General features: G+C 54.5%; 15 protein-coding genes and 1 pseudogene. 4 read left to right on the top strand and 12 right to left on the bottom strand.

Annotated elements, in window-relative coordinates; all coding sequences use genetic code 11:
* Positions 1–150 precede the first annotated feature (150 nt).
* The 7 genes from ACFK9X_RS06480 to queA form a co-directional block, all read right to left on the bottom strand.
* Positions 151–843, bottom strand: coding sequence for a YafY family protein (locus tag ACFK9X_RS06480; RefSeq protein ID WP_000198318.1), 693 nt, complete (start codon positions 841–843; stop codon positions 151–153).
* Positions 844–868: 25 nt separating this feature from the next.
* On the bottom strand, positions 869–1,234 hold the full coding sequence (locus tag ACFK9X_RS06475) for a VOC family protein (RefSeq protein WP_000793038.1): 366 nt from the start codon (positions 1,232–1,234) through the stop codon (positions 869–871).
* Positions 1,235–1,378: 144 nt separating this feature from the next.
* Positions 1,379–2,350 (bottom strand): protein translocase subunit SecF, encoded by a 972-nt coding sequence (gene secF, locus ACFK9X_RS06470; RefSeq protein WP_000046629.1) that lies wholly within the window; start codon positions 2,348–2,350, stop codon positions 1,379–1,381.
* A gap of 10 nt (positions 2,351–2,360) precedes the next feature.
* Positions 2,361–4,208, bottom strand: coding sequence for a protein translocase subunit SecD (gene secD / locus ACFK9X_RS06465; RefSeq protein WP_000934808.1), 1,848 nt, complete (start codon positions 4,206–4,208; stop codon positions 2,361–2,363).
* Between the two features lie 27 nt (positions 4,209–4,235).
* Positions 4,236–4,568 (bottom strand): preprotein translocase subunit YajC, encoded by a 333-nt coding sequence (gene yajC, locus ACFK9X_RS06460; protein WP_000007628.1) that lies wholly within the window; start codon positions 4,566–4,568, stop codon positions 4,236–4,238.
* A gap of 22 nt (positions 4,569–4,590) precedes the next feature.
* A complete protein-coding gene (tgt, locus tag ACFK9X_RS06455; protein ID WP_000667305.1) occupies positions 4,591–5,718 on the bottom strand; it encodes a tRNA guanosine(34) transglycosylase Tgt in 1,128 nt (375 codons plus the stop codon).
* Positions 5,719–5,914: 196 nt separating this feature from the next.
* On the bottom strand, positions 5,915–6,979 hold the full coding sequence (gene queA, locus ACFK9X_RS06450; RefSeq protein ID WP_001266530.1) for a tRNA preQ1(34) S-adenosylmethionine ribosyltransferase-isomerase QueA: 1,065 nt from the start codon (positions 6,977–6,979) through the stop codon (positions 5,915–5,917).
* 93 nt (positions 6,980–7,072) lie between these two features.
* Here queA and acpH point away from each other — a divergent pair, with 93 nt between their 5' ends.
* Positions 7,073–7,654, top strand: a complete 582-nt coding sequence (gene acpH / locus ACFK9X_RS06445; RefSeq protein ID WP_001009858.1) for an ACP phosphodiesterase — start codon at positions 7,073–7,075, stop codon at positions 7,652–7,654.
* Between the two features lie 209 nt (positions 7,655–7,863).
* Positions 7,864–8,466, top strand: coding sequence for a peroxiredoxin (locus ACFK9X_RS06440; protein WP_000244731.1), 603 nt, complete (start codon positions 7,864–7,866; stop codon positions 8,464–8,466).
* A gap of 71 nt (positions 8,467–8,537) precedes the next feature.
* Here ACFK9X_RS06440 and malZ read toward each other — a convergent pair whose 3' ends face one another.
* From malZ to phoB, 5 genes are all read right to left on the bottom strand, one after another.
* The gene (malZ, locus tag ACFK9X_RS06435) at positions 8,538–10,355 is read right to left on the bottom strand and encodes a maltodextrin glucosidase (protein ID WP_151115900.1); all 1,818 of its coding nucleotides are present in this window, start codon (positions 10,353–10,355) and stop codon (positions 8,538–8,540) included.
* 161 nt (positions 10,356–10,516) lie between these two features.
* Complete coding sequence (gene proY, locus ACFK9X_RS06430; protein ID WP_001555879.1) at positions 10,517–11,887, bottom strand: proline-specific permease ProY; 1,371 nt, start codon at positions 11,885–11,887, stop codon at positions 10,517–10,519.
* A 74-nt stretch (positions 11,888–11,961) separates the two neighbouring features.
* Positions 11,962–13,281: a branched-chain amino acid transporter carrier protein BrnQ gene (gene brnQ / locus ACFK9X_RS06425; protein WP_000149625.1), complete on the bottom strand. Its 1,320-nt coding sequence runs from the start codon at positions 13,279–13,281 to the stop codon at positions 11,962–11,964.
* A gap of 408 nt (positions 13,282–13,689) precedes the next feature.
* Entirely contained in the window at positions 13,690–14,985 is a 1,296-nt protein-coding gene (gene phoR / locus ACFK9X_RS06420) for a phosphate regulon sensor histidine kinase PhoR (RefSeq protein WP_000893645.1), read from the bottom strand.
* A gap of 69 nt (positions 14,986–15,054) precedes the next feature.
* Entirely contained in the window at positions 15,055–15,744 is a 690-nt protein-coding gene (phoB, locus tag ACFK9X_RS06415) for a phosphate response regulator transcription factor PhoB (protein WP_000113921.1), read from the bottom strand.
* Positions 15,745–15,958: 214 nt separating this feature from the next.
* Here phoB and sbcD point away from each other — a divergent pair, with 214 nt between their 5' ends.
* Both sbcD and sbcC read left to right on the top strand, forming a co-directional pair.
* Positions 15,959–17,161 carry an exonuclease subunit SbcD gene (gene sbcD / locus ACFK9X_RS06410; protein WP_151115898.1) on the top strand — a complete coding sequence of 401 codons (1,203 nt, stop codon included), beginning with the start codon at positions 15,959–15,961 and terminating at the stop codon, positions 17,159–17,161.
* Positions 17,158–20,299 (top strand): annotated as a pseudogene (gene sbcC / locus ACFK9X_RS06405) (exonuclease subunit SbcC). The gene sbcD and the pseudogene sbcC overlap by 4 nt, the downstream one beginning before the upstream one ends.
* The last annotated feature ends 82 nt before the right edge of the window (positions 20,300–20,381 follow it).

Below are 20,381 nucleotides of genomic sequence, written 5' to 3'. Positions count from 1 at the left end.
AATACAAAGGGTTATGCGCAGTTTCCCGCGAAGCCGGGCTTTTAGCAATGATTCTGTGCAACTTATATATCCAGGTAAGCAAGGCTATTTCAGGCAAACTGATGACCAATCAACCCGTTTTACAAGCGTTAGAGGTATCGCTATCACATCTTACGGCATTTTTTCGTGCTCGACTTTTCGCAAAAAATCACGCAAAGAACGGTCGATTGTTTCACGAAATCGCCGGTTAAGCGGAGTAATTTGTAAACAGCGATCGAGGCGAAAACACCGATAGTCTTCCCGTCTCTCACACCAGGCAACCAGTAGCCAGTGCTCTCCCCAGAAAAACAATCCCAGCGGTTGTATATCCCGCGAAGAGAGATGCCCCGCTTCATCACGATAATGTAGCGCCAACACCTGCTGCGCCGAAACGGCCTGATGGATAAGATCAAACGCGCTGCGCGAATGTGGAGATGTACCCAAATCCGGAGCGTAAATCCGTGTCTGCTCCGCTTTACGACGGCTCTCTTCCGGTAAAATAGCCAACACTTTTTCCTGGGCGGATTCAAGCTCGCGCGATAGCGAATCGCCGCCCCAGGTTTTCAATAACCGTATAGCCACCATCAGTGCTTCCGATTCACGATGGGTAAGCATCAAGGGCGGCAGATCAAAACCCGCCATTAAACGGTATCCGCTCCCCGCTTCACCTTCGACAGGCACACCGGATAACGACAGATCGCGAATATCGCGATAAATTGTCCGTTCAGAAACCGCAAGCCGCTGTGCCAACAGCGCTGCCGTCGTCAGTCGTCTACCCCGCAAAATTTGCACGATCTGAAACAAACGGTCAGCGCGTCTGGTCATATTGACTCTCTACATTTAGCAAATATCACGCAGGTTGATGTAAACCTATTCGGTTACCTTCGCTGTCAATAAACAACGCGATGGTTCCAATGTCATCTCCGGGAACCATGGGTTCCAGAACACACTTACCACCAGCAAGGACGACACGTTCAATCGAGGCTAACAAATCGGCGGTATGCAGATAAATAACGACTCCCTGCGCAACTGGAGCGACATCATCCTGCTTTATCAGCGCTCCGCCGGGTCCGGGTTCAGCATACGGGAATACGGCCAGATCCACCCCATCCATGGTTTCCCGACGTAACGATATCTGCATCACTTGCTCATAAAAGGCGATTGCACGCGCCATATCAGTAACTGGAATTTCAAACCAGTTAATCAAGTTTTTCATACATCCTCCTGCGTGTGTGGGTTAATTCATGAGGAGTGTATGACAGGGCTCCTGACAGCATACTGTCAGTAATGTTTATCGTCATGGTACATAAAAAAAATCCCGATCGCATGACCGGGATTCAGATAACACTTAAATACGTGTTTACGGCAGAATGGACGGCTGATCCGCCCCTTCTTTTTCGACTTTCTGCTGCAGCATATGCTCGCGCTTCATGCCGAGTTTCAGCGCCAGCGCCGATGCGACATAGATAGAAGATGCCGTACCAATAGAGACACCGATCAGCATCGTCAGCGAGAAGCCTTCCAGTACCGGACCGCCGAAGAGGTACAGCATCAGAATTACCACTAACGTCGTACCGGAGGTAATCAACGTACGGTGTAGCGTCTGGGTCAGCGACACGTTAAAGATTTCGTAAGGCGTCCCGCGACGGATTTTGCGGAAGTTTTCACGAATACGGTCGGAGACCACGATACTGTCGTTCAGCGAGTAACCGATCACCGACATCAACGATGCCACAATGGTCAGGTCAATCTCGATATGGAAAAGCGACAGTATCCCCAGCGTAATGATCACGTCGTGCGCCAGCGCGATGACCACCCCTGCCGCCAGTCGCCACTCAAAGCGGAAACCGACATAAACGAGGATAGAGATCAACGCCACCAGCAGCGCCATGGCGCCGGTTTGCGCCAGATCGGCGCCCACGCTTGGCCCCACGAATTCAATACGCTTCACGGCCGCGTTCTGGTTGGTGGCTTCATTAATGATCGTCACCACTTTGCTACCCAGTACCTGACCGCCGGTTTCACCTTCGGTTGGCGGCATACGCACCATAATGTCGTGACTGCTGCCAAAGTTCTGCAACTGCGGCTCTTCATAGCCCGCTTTTTGCAGCGCTTCGCGCATCACGTCCATTTCAGCCGGTTTTTCCAGCGTGATTTCAATTACCGTGCCACCGGTGAAATCCAGCCCCCAGTTAAACCCGCGTACGCCCATAATGACAATGGCCGCGATCAGCAACAGCCCGGAGATGCCGAATGCCCAGAAGTCCCAGCGCATAAAGTCATAGACTTTACGGCCGTGGTTTAGTTGTTCAACAGTGTATTCCTGTGCCACATCGCACTCCTCAGATTGACAGCTTAGTGACGCGCTTGCCGCCATATAGCAGGTTTACGATAGCACGCGTACCGATAATCGCGGTAAACATCGACGTCGCCACACCGATACCGGTCGTAATCGCGAACCCTTTAATTGCCCCGGTACCGACAGCATACAGAATGATGACTTTAATCAGCGTCGTGATGTTCGCATCGAAGATGGAACTGAACGCGCCGGCATAGCCTTCGTTTATCGCCTGCTGTACCGTGCGGCCATTACTCAACTCTTCTTTGATACGTTCGTTAATCAGAACGTTGGCGTCGACCGCCACCGCAAGGGTTAACACGATACCCGCAATCCCCGGCATACTGAGCGTTGCCCCCGGCAACAGCGACATGATACCGACAATCAACACCAGGTTAGCCACTAACGCGCTGGTCGCAATCAGACCAAACTTCTTATAGAAGAAGATCATGAACAGGATGGAGACCACCAGACCGGCCAGACAGGCTTCCAGGCCCTGCTTGATGTTCTGCATACCCAGAGTCGGGCCAATGGTGCGCTCTTCAACGATCTGAATCGGCGCAATCAGGGCGCCCGCACGCAGCAACAACGAGAGCTGACGCGCTTCGTTCGGGTTGCTGATACCGGTAATACGGAAGCTGTTACCCAGCCGAGACTGGATGTTGGCAATGTTAATCACCTCTTCCTGTTTCACCAGTACGGCGCGACCGTTAGCGTCTTTCTTACCGCTGTCTTTATACTCCACAAACAGGGTTGCCATCGGTTTGCCGATATTGTCCTTAGTGAAGTTAGACATGATATTGCCGCCTGCGCTATCCAGCGAGATGTTAACCTGCGGTTGGTTATATTCATCCTGGCTGGACGTCGAGTCGGTGATATGGTCGCCGGTGAGGATCACGCGTTTGTACAATACCACCGGCTGACCTTCGCGGGTCTGTTTCACTTCGGAATCGCCCGGTACGCGCCCGGCGGCAGCGGCGGCCTGGTCAACGTTGGTATTCACCAGACGGAATTCCAGCGTCGCGGTCGCGCCGAGAATTTCTTTCGCGCGAGCGGTATCCTGGATACCCGGCAGCTCAACCACAATACGGTCTGCGCCCTGACGCTGTACGACAGGTTCCGCGACGCCCAGTTGGTTAACACGGTTACGCAGAATATTAATGTTCTGCTGAACGGCGTATTCGCGCGCTTCGCTCAGGCGCGCATCGGTCATTACCGCGCGAAGTTGATTACCGCCCTGGCTGGAAATCACCAGGTCACGATGACGCGGCGTCAGATAGGCGATCGCCTCATCACGCGCTTTGCTGTCACGGAACGTGATGCTCAGCCCATAATTATTTTCTTTACGAACGGTGGTATAAGGAATGCCTTTTTCACGCAGATCGCTGCGCAGGCTATCGATATTTTGTTCCTGGAGTTTACCTAACGCGGTATCCATATCCACTTCCATCAGGAAGTGAACGCCGCCGCGCAGATCAAGACCGAGCTTCATCGGATCGGCGTGAATAGCCGCCAACCAGCGCGGCGTAGCCGGCGCAAGGTTAAGCGCCACGACATATTTATCCCCCAGCACGCTCATCAGCGCTTCACGGGCGCGTAGCTGGGTATCGGTGGTGTCGAAGCGCGCAAGAATAGCGCCCTCTTCCAGTGCCACAGACTTAGCGGGAATTTTTTCTTCTTGTAACGTTTTCTGGACCTGGATCAGCGTTTGCTCACTGGCGGCGACGCCGCGCACGCCAGTGATTTGAACAGCCGGATCCTCACCATACAGGTTGGGAAGTGCGTAAAGCAGGCCGACGATAATCACGACGACCAGCATGATGTACTTCCACAAAGGATAACGGTTTAACACGGCAGTTCCCTTTGGGAAAACGAAATATTACAGCGCCTTCATGGTGCCTTTCGGCAGAACGGCAGCTACGAAGTCACGTTTGATAACCACTTCCGTGGTGTCATTCAGCGCGATGGCAATGTAGCCGGCTTCCGCTACTTTGGTCACTCGACCGACCAGACCGCCATTCGTCAGAACTTCATCACCTTTCGCAATGGAGTCCATCAGCTTTTTGTGCTCTTTGGTGCGCTTCTGCTGCGGGCGCAGGATCATGAAATAGAAAATCAGACCAAACACCACCAGCATTAAAATCAGAGACATCGGGCTGCCCTGCGCTGGAGCACCTGTTGCCGCTACCGCATCAGAAATAAAAAAGCTCATTCAAATTCCCTCATTATTAAAATTAATCAACGTTCAAAGGTGGAACGGGTCGCCCCTGACGTTGGTAAAACTCGGTTACGAAGCTCTCTAATTTACCCTCTTCAATAGCCTTGCGTAAACCCGCCATCAAACGCTGGTAGTAACGCAAGTTATGAATGGTATTGAGACGCGCACCTAATATTTCGTTGCAACGGTCGAGATGATGCAAGTAAGCGCGTGAATAATTGCGACAGGTGTAGCAATCGCACTCGGCGTCAAGCGGGCTGGTGTCGCTTTTATGCTTTGCATTACGAATCTTCACCACGCCGTCGGTCACAAACAGATGACCATTACGGGCATTTCGCGTTGGCATGACACAGTCAAACATATCAATACCGCGACGCACCCCTTCCACCAGATCTTCCGGTTTACCCACGCCCATCAGGTAACGCGGTTTGTCAGCCGGGATCTGCGGGCAAACGTGCTCCAGAATACGGTGCATATCTGCTTTCGGCTCACCGACAGCCAAACCGCCGACAGCGTAGCCATCAAAGCCAATCTCTACCAGACCTTTCACCGAGATATCGCGTAAATCTTCGTAAACGCTGCCCTGAATAATGCCAAAAAGCGCATTCTTATTGCCAAGGCTATCAAAACGGTCGCGGCTACGCTTCGCCCAACGCAACGACATCTCCATCGAGCGTTTAGCATAGTCCCAGTCTGCCGGATACGGCGTACATTCATCAAAGATCATCACGATATCGGAACCGAGATCGTACTGGATCTCCATCGACTTTTCCGGATCGAGAAAAATCGGATCGCCGTTGATCGGGTTACGGAAGTGCACGCCTTGCTCGGTAATCTTACGAATATCGCCGAGGCTGAAGACCTGGAAGCCGCCGGAATCGGTGAGAATCGGCCCTTTCCACTGCATAAAATCGTGCAGGTCGCCATGCAGCTTCATGATCTCCTGACCCGGGCGCAGCCACAGGTGGAAAGTGTTGCCGAGAATAATCTGCGCGCCGGTCGCTTCCACTTCTTCCGGCGTCATGCCTTTCACGGTACCGTAAGTCCCCACAGGCATAAAAGCAGGCGTTTCCACTACGCCACGATCAAACACCAGACGACCGCGACGCGCGCGACCATCGGTGGTATCTAACTCAAATTTCATTATCACTCCTGCGTCAGAAAAACAGTCCGACGTTTAACGATTCGCTACGGAATGATTCCATAGCTAATAAATTCCCGAAGGCGTCATCGGCGCAGCCAGTTTGGGGTCGACCAGCGCACAACCACCGGAGCGTACACGCAGTACGTGAGGATGGCGAGCACTGCCCGGCGTCAAAATGGCAAGTGAGATAGCCTTCTTACGGACGCTCAGAAATAGCCTGCGGATTGTACGTGATAAACATCGCGTCCCCGTAGCTAAAAAAGCGATATTTTTGTTCTACCGCAGTCTTATAGGCATTCATGGTGTGTTGATAACCGGCAAATGCGGAAACCAGCATAATCAACGTCGATTCCGGCAGATGGAAGTTGGTGATCAGCGCATCAATCACTTTGTATTGATAACCTGGATAAATAAAGATTTGCGTATCGCCGAAGAACGGCTCTATCAAATCGCTTTTTGCCGCCTGCGCCGCGCTTTCCAGTGAGCGTACCGAGGTGGTGCCGACCGCAATCACCCGGTTGCCGCGCGCTTTCGCCGCCAGCACCGCGTCAACCACCTCTTGCGGCACCTCAGCATATTCGGAGTGCATGATGTGATCTTCAATGGTATCGACACGCACCGGCTGGAAAGTGCCCGCGCCGACGTGTAGCGTAACAAACGCCATTTCGACACCTTTCTCACGAAGCGCCGCCAGCAGCGGCTCGTCAAAGTGCAGCCCGGCGGTCGGCGCGGCGACGGCGCCCGGTTTTTCACTGTAGACCGTCTGGTACAGTTCGCGATCGGCGTCCTCGTCCGGACGGTCGATATACGGCGGCAACGGCATATGGCCGATGGCGTTAAGAATATCCAGCACCGGACGCGGGTCATTAAACTCAACTTCAAACAGAGCGCCGTGACGCGCGGTCATGGTCGCGTGGATACTTTCGTCGTCGCCCAGTAGCAGTTCCGTGCCCGGTTTTGGCGCTTTAGAAGCGCGAATATGCGCCAGGATGCGTTTATCATCGAGCATACGTTCGACCAGCACTTCTATCTTGCCGCCGCTGGCTTTACGGCCAAAGAGCCGCGCCGGGATCACGCGGGTATTATTGAAGACCAGCAAATCGCCAGGGTTGAGCTTATCGAGCAGATCGGTGAAAGTACCGTGCGTCAGCGCGCCCGTCGGCCCCTCTAATGACAGCAAACGGCAGCGACTGCGTTCCGGCTGTGGGTAGTGGGCAATCAGGGATTCGGGTAGTTCAAAGGAAAAATCGGTAACGCGCATGACTCTGACTCAGACTAAAATAAGAGGCGGGTAGTCTAGTGCCGGGGCGTTCCCGCTGCAACCGTTACCCGCTTTTTGGACAGAGAATCAATAATGAATTTTCTTGCTCACCTGCATCTGGCGCACCTTGCCGACAGCTCGCTTTCCGGTAATCTTCTGGCCGATTTTGTCCGCGGTAACCCGGCAACGCATTATCCTCCTGACGTGGTAGAGGGTATTTATATGCATCGGCGTATTGACGTCATGACCGACAACCTGCCGGAAGTTCGTGAGGCGCGAGAGTGGTTCCGCCATGAAACGCGGCGCGTGGCGCCCATTACGCTGGACGTCATGTGGGATCATTTTTTATCGCGCCACTGGACGCAAATCTCCCCTGATTTTCCACTTCAGGCGTTTGTCGGCTACGCCCATGCGCAGGTCGCGACGATTCTGCCCGACTCCCCGCCGCGCTTTGTCAACCTGAATGATTATCTTTGGTCAGAAAAATGGTTAGAGCGGTATCGCGATATGGATTTCATTCAAAACGTGCTGAATGGCATGGCGAATCGCCGTCCCCGGCTGGATGCCTTGCGTGATTCCTGGTACGATCTGGACGCGCACTACGACGCGTTAGAAGAGCGCTTCTGGCATTTTTATCCGCGTATGATGGCACAGGCCGCCCGCAAAGCGCTGTGACGGCCTGATAGCGAGGGCGTGCGTCAGATCCGCCGTTGGCAGAAAGATCGTTCGCTGTCATAAAAGGGTCATCATTACGATTTATAATGACCCGATCGATAGGCAAAAGCTGTCTCATTGATTGTCAAGACCGCATTGTTTTGTCGCTTCGCCCTCCCTATACTGCCCGCGTTGCGTTCTAAAACCCTTAATATTGCAGGAGAATTATTATGGTACTGGTTACTCGTCAGGCCCCGGATTTCACCGCTGCGGCGGTACTGGGTAGCGGTGAGATTGTTGATAAATTCAACTTCAAACAGCACACCAATGGTAAAACGACCGTTCTGTTCTTCTGGCCGATGGACTTCACTTTTGTTTGCCCGTCTGAGCTGATCGCCTTTGATAAACGTTATGAAGAATTCCAGAAGCGCGGCGTTGAAGTGGTCGGCGTTTCTTTCGACTCTGAGTTCGTTCACAACGCATGGCGTAACACCCCTGTCGATAAAGGCGGCATTGGCCCGGTGAAATACGCAATGGTCGCCGACGTGAAGCGTGAAATTCAGAAAGCTTACGGTATCGAACACCCGGACGAAGGCGTTGCGCTGCGCGGCTCTTTCCTGATTGACGCTAACGGTATTGTTCGCCACCAGGTCGTAAATGATCTGCCGCTGGGTCGTAATATCGACGAAATGCTGCGTATGGTCGACGCGCTGCAGTTCCACGAAGAGCACGGTGATGTCTGCCCGGCGCAGTGGGAAAAAGGCAAAGAAGGCATGAACGCCTCTCCGGACGGCGTGGCTAAATACCTGGCTGAGAACATTTCCAGCCTGTAAGTCAGTGCATTGATAAAAGGCTCGCGAATGCGAGCCTTTTTTATTCGTAAGGTGTTACGAACCACCTCGCCTCAACGATTCATCCATACCGTCGCGGAAATCGCGGGTAAACTAAGTCTTCCCTCGCGGATATCACCGCTTCCCGTTTTACATTGCCATCCGGCCACGTTCAGCAACGGCAACGCTTCCAGCGCCACTTCACAGGCCTCGCCCCGGTTAATCGCCACCAGCGCCCGCTGCTGCTGATAAACTCGCACGAATACCACTACGTCACCTTCGGCATACAGCGCCTGGCATCCGCCACGACGCAGCGCCAGACTGCTCTGGCGCAGTTTCGCCATACGCTGGTACAGCGCCAGCAAGTTGCCGTCCTGCTTGCGTTCATCCCATGGGAACGGTTTGCGGCACATGGGGTCATTTGCGCCGTCCACGCCGACTTCATCGCCGTAATAAATACATGGCACGCCGGGCCAGGTAAACAGCCAGACCACCGCCAGCGGCAGGCGCGCCGCGTCTTTACCCAGCAGAGTTTTAAAGCGCGCAGTATCATGGCTGTCGAGTTGATTAAACATGCGCAGTTGTTGCTGATGTGACAGCCCGGCGCGGTAGTTATCCATCCACGCGATACAGGTCCGGGCATCAATATGCTGTGGTTCGTAAGCGATATCAGTATTGGCGAGAAATCCCCATAGCGGGAAGGTGAAGCCGCGATAATTCATGGCGGCATCTTCCGCATCGGCCTGTAGCCACTGCCGCGCATCGCCGAAATGTTCCCCCACAATATAGGCTTCGGGCTGCGCCTCTTTTGCCGCCCGGGTAATACCGGCGACGTGCTGCAAATTATGACGCGCCCCGCCCGCCTCGCCCAGCATATGTACGACATCCAGCCGCCAGCCGTCCATATTCCACGGAGCCTTTAGCCAGTGACGAACGATACTGTCCTCACCGCGATAGATCTCATCGACCAGCGTTTCTGATTGATAATCGAGTTTCGGCAGGCTCGGATAACCCAGCCAGTCCAGCGCCACGCCTTGTGGTGAAAAGGAGTACCAGTCGCGCCACGGCGAGTCCGGGTGATGGCACGCGCCGCCAGTGCTGCGGTTATGCCTGTCAAACCACACATGCGAGTCGCCGCTATGATTAAACACGCCATCCAGCACCAGCCTCATGCCCTGCACCTGGGTTTTACGCCGCAGGCGTAGCAGCGCCCGATCGCCGCCAAATTGCGGATCGACATGGCGATAATCTTCCGTATCGTACTTATGGACGCTCGGCGCGGTAAATACCGGATTCAGATATAGCGCTGTGACGCCCAGTTTTTTCAGATACGGCAGCTTCTCACAAATGCCATCCAGACAGCCGCCGTAAAAGGTGGAACCGCCCGCCTGGGGGGTGAGCGGTTCATCCCACTCTTTACGCACGATGTCGTGACCGGCAGCATGGTGGTAATACACCTTATCCTGCCCAGCTTCACGAGACTGGCTGCGGGCAAAACGATCCGGGAAGATCTGATAAAAAATTTGATCGGCGACCCACTGCGGGCCGCTATCCGGCACATCAACCGCAAATTGTTCCAGACGCGCAGGCGGAAAACGGCTAAATCCCTGTGGCGTAAACCAAAGCTGGCGGTCATGCCAAAGCAATTTAAAGCTGTAACGGCGACGGGGTTGCCCTAACGCGATATTGAGCGTCGCTCGCCACGCCGTCACGCCCGGCTGCGGCTGGCGGCGCTGTTTGCGCATCGCCAGTGAGATTTCTTCATTATCGAATTCTGAGCGCAACGTCACGCGAGACGGCGGATTTTCTCCGCTCAGCCACAGCGTAATGGTTAATTTATCGTTATGTTGCTTCACAAATGGGGCAACCGGTAAGTGCCAGGCATTCAACATCTCGTATCCCCTCTACTGAAAATGGGGCCACCTTGCCACAGAGATTTAAAGGATAACTCATCATCCAGGGGTTTATTAGGGGAGGAGGCTCCAGGAGGAGAAGCGGCTCCGCTTATCCGGTCTACCGTTGCCTGCAGACCGGATAAGGCAGAGAAAAACGACTACGCCTGCGCCAATTGACGGTCGCGACGGCGTTTAAATATCCAGCCAATCAACAGCAGAACTATCCAGGCGAAGCCCACATACAGTGAGATGCGGGTATCCGGATGGTAGCCGATAAGCGCAATAATGAAGACCAGGAAAATCAGACCCGCTATCGTCGTTACGACACCGCCCGGCACCTTAAACTTCAGCGCTTTTACCTCTTCCGGCGGTAAACGACGGCGGAAGGCGATTTGTGACAGCAGGATCATGATCCATACCCATACCGTCGCAAACGTCGCCAGCGAGGCAATCACCAGGAAGACGTTTTCCGGCATGATGTAGTTCAGGTAAACCGCAAACAGCAGCGCAATCGTCATCACCAGCACAGTAACCCACGGAATACCACGGCGTGACGTTTTGGCAAAGACTTTCGGCGCGCTCCCCTGCTCCGCCATACCATGCAGCATACGGCCTACGCCGAACACATCGGAGTTGATAGCGGAAAGCGAGGCGGTCAATACCACAAAGTTCAGAATGCTGGCGGCAAAGGTAATCCCCATATGCTGGAACGTCAGCACAAATGGGCTGCCGTTTGTGCCGACCTGATTCCACGGATAGATAGACATAATGACGAACAGCGTGCCGACATAAAATACCAGGATACGCATCGGTACTGAGTTAATGGCGCGCGGAATGGATTTCTCCGGGTCTTTCGCTTCCCCGGCGGTGATACCGATAATCTCAATCCCGCCGTAAGCGAACATCACCATTTGCAGCGACATGATCATTCCCAACCAGCCATTGCTGAAGAAGCCGCCGTTGCTCCACAGGTTATGAATGCCGGTCGGCTGCCCGCCGTTGCCAATTCCCCACACAATGATGCCGATACCCGCGACAATCATGATAATAATGGTGGCGACTTTGAAGAAGGAGAACCAAAACTCCAGCTCGCCGAACACCTTGACGCTCATCAGGTTGATGGCGCAAATGATCAGCACCACGCTAAGTACCCAAATCCAGTGCGGCACGGCGGGGAACCAGACTCCCATGTAAATGCCGAACGCGGTCACGTCGGCAATGGCGACGATCAGGATCTCAAAACAGTAGGTCCAGCCGGTAATGTAGCCCGCAAGCGGGCCGAGGTTTTCCTGCGCATAGCGCGAAAATGAGCTGGCGGCAGGGTTGTGAACGGACATTTCCCCCAATGCGCGCATAATGATATATGCCGCGACCCCGCCAATAATATAGGCCAACAGCACGCTCGGCCCCGCCATTTTGATGGCGTCCGCCGAGCCGTAAAACAGGCCGGTGCCGATTGCCGAACCTAATGCCATAAAGCGAATGTGCCGGGTGCTCAGCCCACGCTTTAGCTTATTATTGCTTTCCATCAATTTCTGACCTATCAACACAATAAAAAACCACGGGGCGTTAAGCCCCGTGGTGTACACATATGTCAGCGATTTTAGTGAGCGCTGGAGGTCACCTGCCGACCCGCCGCGCGATCCCAGATAATCGCCAGGATCACCATCACCACCGTTGGCATCAACCAAGCCAGTCCCTGTTCCGCCAGCGGCAAACGCTGACTCCAGGCTGGCAGCATATCGCCGAAGGCAGATGCTTTGATGCCGTCAAGGATACCAAAAAGCAGACTGATAAACATGGCCGGCGCGATGATACGGGTGGAATTATGCCACCATGAGCGGGTAAAACTTAATACAACCAGTGCGATACACGGCGGATAGATAGCCGTCAGCACCGGAATGGAGATTTGAATCAGATGGCTCAGTCCGAGGTTTGACACCACCATAGAGAAGCCGCCGAGAATAAAGACCAGCGTGCGGTAAGACAGCGGAATATACTGCGCGAAAAACTCAGCGCAGGCGCAGGTCAGCCCCACCGCCGTCACCAGACACGCGATAAAGATCAGCGCCGCCAGCAGGAAGCTTCCCGCGCCGCCAAAGGTATGCTGAACGTAGGCATGAAGAATCGCCGCGCCGTTCGCTGACTGATCGACCAGCGTCGCGCTGTCAGAACCTAAGCGGAACAAGGCAAGGTAAAGCAGCGTCAGCCCCACGCCCGCCATCAGGCCGGCCCAGACCGTGTAACGCGTCAACAGGCGCGCTTCGGTCACGCCGCGAGAACGCGCCGCGTTCACAATAACGATACCAAACACCATCGCGCCCAGCGTATCCATCGTCAGATAGCCGTTCACAAATCCGTTAGAAAAGGCCGCATTCTGATAAGCGTCCAGGGCGTTGCTGATTGGACCGGCAGGCCAAACGATAGCCGCGACGGACAGGATGACCAGCGCAATAATTTTCAACGGCGCCAGGAAATTCCCTACCGTATCCAGCAGCTTACCCGGATAGAGGGAAACCAGAATAACGATAGCGAAATAGACCACGCTGTAAATCAGCAACGGCATTGCAGAATCGCCAGTCAACGGAGCGATACCGACCTCAAACGACACCGTCGCGGTACGCGGCGTCGCAAATAACGGCCCGACGGCCAGATAGCAAACGGTCGCCAGCAGGAGTCCCGCCACTTTACCAATCGGCGTACTGAGGCTGTCTACGCCGCCGCCGACTTTCGCCAGCGCCACAACAGTAAGAACCGGTAGCCCTACGGCGGTAATCAGAAAGCCAATAGCGGCTGTCCAGACGTGTTCACCCGCCTGCAAACCGACCATAGGAGGAAAGATAATATTGCCTGCGCCAACGAACAGCGCAAATGTCATAAAGCCCAGGGCGATGATATCGCGCGATTTTAACTGATGGGTCATAAAGTCTTACTGCCTGTGGATGGTGATGTTGTAAACATTAAAATTTTTGCCTTTCCCGGAGGATTATAAAGCGGCGTTTTTTATCAATTTCAGCGGGAAAAGCTCCCGGACCGATGCGGCGAAGAATTGTTTTTCGATTTACCGCGCAAATGCAGTCGTAATGACAGCACCTGAAGCGCAATTTAAACGCTTATAACGTTTTAAAGCAAGGTGGGATCTAAAAACCAGATGAATATAGCGATATGAAATTTACAACCAGAATAAAACACCATTCTCATGAAAAAGTTATGGCTAATCATGCGAACAAAAAATCACCAAACGTTGAATGTTTCAACGAGCCCGTCTTAACTGCAAAGAAAATAAGCCAGCATCCGCTGGCTTATGGAAAGTTATACTTACGAAAGGCAATTAATCGCTATTTTTGGCAATTAAACGTTCCGGCAGTACAAAGCTAAATCGCGTTCCTTTGCCAGGCGAACTGTCGATTTCAAGGCGGCTTTCATGGTGATTCAACGCATGTTTCACAATCGCCAATCCCAGGCCGCTGCCGCCCGTTTGCCGCGAACGCGCTTTATCGACGCGGTAGAAGCGTTCGGTCAGACGAGGAATATGCTCGGCAGCAATCCCCGGACCGTTATCTTGAATGCAAAATTCAGCGCCATGCGCGACACGTCGCCAGCTCACCGTAATATGCGTTCCCGCCGGCGTATGGTTTACCGCGTTATACACCAGGTTTGAGATCGCGCTACGTAGCTGCTCTTCGTTGCCCAGAACGCTAAGACTATCGTCGACCTCAAACGTAAAGGTATGTTTCTGCTGGCTGAGCGTCTGCGCTTCACGCTCCACGACCCGCAGCATCATCGGTACATCCACTTTTTCATTTAATAACAGCGCCGGGGCCGCCTCAATTTTAGACAGCGTAAGCAGTTGTTTTACCAGCCCTTCCATACGATACGTTTGCTCGCGCATCGTATGCAGCGCTTTCTCTCGCGTCGCCCCTTCCAGCGCCTGTTCCTGCATCATTTCCAGATAGCCTTGCAATACCGTCAAGGGCGTACGCAACTCATGGCTAACGTTGGCGAAAAAGTTACGTCTGGCGCCTTCAAGCTGATGCATTTGCGTCACATCGCGCGCCACCATCAGGAGTTGTTTATCGGTATAAGGCATGACGCGGATCTCCAGGTGCCGCCCGGTATTGAGCACCAAATGAAGCGGACGGGTGAAATCACGCGTTTTTAAATACTGGGTAAACTCCGGATAACGCAGTAGATTGAGAATATTCTGCCCGTTGTCATCCGGCCAGCGTAGCCCCAGTATCTGTTGCGCCAAACCGTTACACCAAAAAATGCCGCCCTCTTCTGTGGTCAGTACCACGGCATCAGGCAGCGACTCCGCGCCGCTGCGAAAACGTTTAATCAGGTTCCCCAGCTCGCGGCGACGCTTCTTATTTCGCAACTGCATCTGGTGTAAACCGTATAACAGCGGTTCCCAACTTCCCCGTCCCGGCGGCGGCGTCATACTTCTGTCGACCCAAAGCCACCAGGAGAGGCGTAATAAATTCCAGAAATGCCAGACAAGCAGTCCCGTCACCGCCGCCAGTAAAAACCACGGCAGATAACCAAAAAAAGCGCTAAGGATAAGCGCGGGGATGCAACAGAGCACCAGCTCCAGCACCAGCCTTTTCCATGACAGCCGTTCCAGCACGCGTCATACTCCCTCAAGAATGGAAAGCCTTCTCCGCCAGAAACCTGTGATCAACTGGCGGAAAAGGCATTAAAAGCGGGTCGAAAAACGATACCCTGTCCCGCGTACCGTTTGCACCATCCGGTCGTGGCCGCTGTGCTCCAGCGCCTTACGCAAACGGCGAATATGCACGTCGACCGTCCGGTCTTCAACGTACACATTGGTGCCCCAGACATGATTGAGCAGCTGTTCGCGGCTGTAAACCCGTTCCGGGTGCGTCATAAAGAAATGGAGTAATTTAAATTCGGTCGGCCCCATATCCAGCGGGCTGTCGCCGGTCATCACGCGGTGAGAGCCAGGATCAAGGCTCAGTCCCTGCATCTCGATCACCTCTTCGACCGCCATCGGCGAGATACGCCGCATAACGGCTTTAATGCGCGCCACCAACTCCTTGGGGGAAAACGGCTTGGTAATGTAATCGTCAGCGCCGGTTTCCAGCCCGCGCACACGATCTTCTTCCTCACCTCTCGCGGTCAGCATAACCACAGGAATATCCCGGGTCATGGCCTCACGTTTGAGATGTTTAATAAACTGTAACCCTGACCCGCCGGGCAACATCCAGTCAAGAAGGATGAGATCCGGCCAGGGTTCATTAAGTTTATTCACCGCACTGTCATAATCTTCGGCTTCTACGGGCTGAAAGCCATTTTGTTCGAGCACGAAGCACACCATTTCACGGATCGGCGCCTCATCTTCTACGACCAGAATACGTCTCGCCATAATTTGCCCTGTTAGTCGTTAGTTATCAATGCCGCGCCATTATGCGTCAGATTTATGACAGATTTATGAAAAAAAAAGGCGGCATTGACAGCATGTTGATGATTTATGACACCGGTGAAACCGTGCATTACCGTGTACCGGCGGTAAATTGCGCCCAAAAATGGAGGGGATGACGTGTATAATCCCGTTCACGCTTTTTTTGCATGGAACAATTATGCGCATCCTCCACACCTCTGACTGGCATCTGGGACAAAACTTCTACAGTAAAAGCCGCGCCGCGGAGCATCAGGCTTTTCTGGACTGGCTGCTGGAGACCGCGCAGGCCCATCAGGTGGATGCCATTATTGTTGCTGGCGATATTTTTGATACCGGTTCGCCGCCAAGCTATGCCCGAGAACTTTATAACCGTTTCGTCGTTAATTTACAGCAAACGGGCTGTCATCTGGTGGTGCTGGCCGGTAATCATGATTCCGTCGCCACGCTAAACGAGTCGCGCGACATTCTGGCGTTTCTCAATACAACCGTGATCGCCAGCGCGGGCTATGCGCCGCGGCTACTTCATCGTCGCGACGGTTCTCCGGGCGCCGTACTGTGCCCCATTCCCTTTTTGCGCCCGCGCGACATTATTACCAGTCAGGCGGGGTTATCCGGCAGCGAGAAACAGCAGCAACTTCTTCATGCGATTGCCGATTATTATCAACAGCAGTATCAGGAAGCGTGCCAGCTACGCGGCGAACGAAAGCTGCCGGTTATCGCGACGGGACATTTAACCGCCGTCGGCGCCAGCAAAAGCGATGCGGTTCGCGACATTTATATCGGTACGCTGGATGCCTTTCCGGCGCAGCATTTCCCCCCCACAGATTATATCGCATTAGGACACATTCACCGCGCGCAATGTGCCGGCGGCACGGAGCATATCCGCTATTGCGGCTCGCCCATCGCCCTCAGCTTTGATGAGTACGGCAAAAGCAAATGCGTGCATCTGGTGACCTTCGACCAGGGGAAATGGCAAAGCACCGAAAGTCTGGCTGTCCCCGTGACTCAACCGTTGGCGGTTTTAAAAGGCGACCTGGCATCAATTACCGAACAGCTTGAGCAGTGGCGCGGCGTTGAGCAATCGCCCCCCGTCTGGTTGGATATTGAAATCACCACCGATGATTATCTGCACGATATCCAACGCAGAATACAGACATTAACGGAGTCACTCCCCGTAGAGGTATTACTGGTGCGCCGTAGCCGCGAACAGCGTGAGCGCTCGCTGGCGAACGAGCGGCGGGAAACATTAAGCGAGCTTTGCGTGGAAGAGGTTTTTGCGCGGCGTCTGGCGCTGGAAGCGTTAGATACCCCGCAGCGCGAGCGCCTGAATCAGCTCTTTTCCAGCACGCTCTACGCGTTGAATGAGGAGCACGAGGCATGAAAATTCTCAGTTTGCGTCTGAAAAACCTGAACTCGCTGAAAGGAGAATGGAAGGTCGACTTTACCGCCGAACCGTTTGCCAGTAACGGGTTATTCGCCATTACCGGCCCGACCGGCGCGGGAAAAACCACCTTGCTTGACGCCATCTGCCTGGCGCTGTACCACGAAACGCCGCGCCTGAATACGGTATCGCAATCGCAAAACGATTTGATGACGCGCGATACGGCGGAATGTCTGGCCGAAGTGGAGTTTGAGGTAAAAGGCGAAGCCTGGCGCGCGTTCTGGAGCCAGAACCGAGCCCGAAATCAGCCTGACGGCAATCTCCAGGCCCCACGCGTGGAGCTGGCGCGGTGTTCAGACGGAAAGATCTTTGCCGATAAGGTAAAGGATAAACTGGAGATGATCGCCACGTTGACCGGGCTGGACTACGGGCGCTTCACCCGTTCGATGTTGTTATCACAGGGGCAGTTCGCCGCCTTTCTTAACGCCAAAGCGAAAGAGCGCGCAGAGCTTCTGGAGGAGCTCACCGGCACTGAGATTTACGGGCAGATCTCCGCACAGGTATTTGAAAAACATAAATCAGCCCGTCTCGAACTGGAAAAGTTACAAGCGCAGGCCAGCGGCGTCGCCCTATTGGCGGACGAACAGTTACAGCAACTGGAAGCCAGTTTGCAGGCGCTTACTGACGAAGAGAAACGCCTGCTGGCCAGCCAGCAGGGACAGCAGCAGCACCTTCACTGGCTGACCCGAAAAAACGAGCTCCACACTGAATTACACGCCCGACAGCAGGCGATGTACGCGGCACAAGAGGCGCGAGAAAAAGCGCAGCCGCAGCTCGCGGCGTTGACTCTGGCGCAACCTGCTCGCCAGTTGCGCCCGCATTGGGAGCGCATTCAGGAACAAACCCGCGCCGTTGAGCGTGTTCGCCAGCACAGTGATGAAGTGAATGCTCGCTTACAAAGCGCGTATCGTCTGCGCCAGCGTATCCGCGCCTGCGCGCATCGACAATTCACGCAACTGAACGCCACAGGGCAGCGGTTGAAGACATGGCTGGCGGAACACGACGGCATCCGCGTCTGGCGCAGCGAACTGGCGGGGTGGCGAGCATTATTAACACAACAATCCCACGATCGGGCGCAACTGAGCCAATGGCAACAGCAGTTGCTGAGCGATACGCGTCAGCGTGATGCGCTACCGCCGCTCACGCTCGACCTCACGCCACAGGCGCTGGCGGAAGCCAGAGCATTGCATACTCGGCAGCGTCCGCTACGCCATCGTCTCGCCGCGCTTCAGGGGCAAATTCTCCCGAAACAAAAGCGTCAGGCGCAGCTACAGGCAGCTATCGCGCGTCATCATCAGGAGCAGGCGCAATACACCCAACGTCTGGCGGATAAGCGTTTGAGTTATAAGACTAAAGCGCAGGAGCTTGCGGACGTTCGCACTATTTGCGAGCAGGAGGCGCGCATCAAAGATCTGGAAAGCCAGCGGGCGCACTTACAGTCCGGCCAGCCGTGTCCGCTTTGCGGCTCGACGACGCACCCCGCCATCGCCGCCTATCAGGCGCTGGAACTGAGCGCGAATCAAACCCGCCGCGACGCGCTGGAAAAAGAGGTCAAAACGCTGGCGGAAGAAGGCGCGGCGCTGCGAGGACAGTTAGATGCCTTAACGCAACAATTACAGCGGGATGAAAGCGAGGCGCAGTCGTTGTTGCAGGAGGAGCAAGCGCTTACTGAGGAATGGCAAACGCTGTGCGCTACGCTGGGCGTTCAGCTCCAGCCGCAAGAAGACCTCGCGGGCTGGCTGACCGCCGCGGAAGAGCATGAGCAACAGTTGGATCAGCTCAGCCAGCGTCATGCTCTACAAACGCAAATCGCGGCGCATACTGAACAGGTAGCGCGCTTTACCGCGCAGATTGCGCCGCGTCAGGCGTCGCTGACGGCTGATTTGGCGCAGTATACGCTTTCCCTTCCTGCGCCAGAAGACGAGGCTTCGTGGCTGAATGAGCGCGCCGACGAAGCGAAAATATGGCAACAGCGTCAGACAGAGTTCGCGGATTTGCAAATGCAGATCGACAGGCTTGCCCCGTTGCTGGAGACGCTACCGCAAACGGATACCGCGGATTCCGACGACGACGTGCCGCTGGATAACTGGCGGCAGGCGCATGATGAGTGCGTGTCATTACAAAGCCAGTTGCAAACCCTGCAGGAACAAACGACGCAGGAGCAGCAGCGCGCCGCCGAGGCGATAGCGCACTTTGATGCGGCGTTAAAAAATAGCCCGTTTGACAGCCAGGCAACGTTCCTGGCGGCGTTGCTGGATGAAGAGACCGTGACCCGTCTGGAAAAACAACAACAAACGCTGGAAAGTCAGCTACAACAAGCGAAGGCGTTAAGCGCGCAGTCCGCGCAGGCGCTGGCTGACCATCAGCAACAGCCGCCCGCCGGTCTGGACCCAACGTGTACGGCGGAGCAGCTCGCGCAGCGGCTGGCGCAGTTGGCGCAACAACTGCGTGAAAACACGACACGCCAGGGGGAAATCCGCCAGCAAATTAAACAGGATGCAGATAATCGGCAGCGCCAACGGGCGCTGATGGCGGAAATGAAACAAGCCTCTCAGCAAGTGGAAGACTGGGGCTATCTCAATGCTCTGATCGGCTCTAAAGAAGGTGATAAGTTCCGCAAATTCGCCCAGGGACTGACGCTGGATAATCTGGTCTGGCTGGCGAATCATCAGCTCACCCGCCTGCATGGCCGCTATTTATTGCAGCGCAAAGCCAGCGACGCGCTGGAACTGGAGGTTGTCGATACCTGGCAGGCCGACGCCGTGCGCGATACGCGAACGTTATCAGGCGGCGAAAGTTTCCTGGTCAGCCTGGCGCTGGCGCTGGCGTTATCAGATTTGGTCAGCCATAAAACGCGCATTGATTCTTTGTTCCTCGACGAAGGCTTCGGCACGCTTGATAGCGAAACGCTGGACGCCGCGCTGGATGCGCTCGACGCGCTGAATGCCAACGGGAAGACCATCGGTGTGATTAGCCACGTGGAAGCCATGAAAGAACGTATCCCTGTGCAGATAAAAGTGAAAAAAAATCAATGGGCTTGGTTATAGCAAACTGGACAAAGCGTTTGCTGTGGAGTAACGCGAGTGTCATCCTGCGCACAGCATACCGTCATGACATAGCATAATAATGAATACACAAAGACGGATAAGGAATGGTATTA

It is taken from the genome of Salmonella sp. WC3 (assembly GCF_042932255.1).
GTDB lineage: Bacteria > Pseudomonadota > Gammaproteobacteria > Enterobacterales > Enterobacteriaceae > Salmonella > Salmonella enterica.
Note: the sequence above shows the minus strand (reverse complement) of the source record. Positions and strands in the feature narration are given on the sequence as shown.